The organism is Roseixanthobacter psychrophilus (assembly GCF_043195195.1).
Classification (GTDB): Bacteria; Pseudomonadota; Alphaproteobacteria; order Rhizobiales; family Xanthobacteraceae; genus NCEH01.
The window spans coordinates 1-205 of record NZ_JBAFWT010000253.1 but is presented as its reverse complement, the minus strand read 5'-3'; the positions used below and the strand labels follow the sequence as shown (position 1 = coordinate 205).

1 pseudogene is annotated in these 205 nt (G+C 68.8%); it reads right to left on the bottom strand.

The annotated features are described in order from the left end of the window. Nucleotides 1-205: pseudogene (locus tag V5F77_RS29425) on the bottom strand (integrase); the annotation flags it as partial.

Below are 205 nucleotides of genomic sequence, written 5' to 3'. Positions count from 1 at the left end.
CGGAACAGGGGCCCGTGGCCGATCTTCGCCAGCTTGAGCCAAGTTTCGAGCGCCACGACGGGGCAGGTGACGTCGGATGACCCGCGGCCGATCTCGACCTCCCGCCAGCCAGACTTGCCACGGAGGGTCACCACCATCCCCTTGTCGAGGATCTCCACCCAACCCCGGCCGTCCTCGGTCTGATCCCGGGCGACGTCGAGGCCGA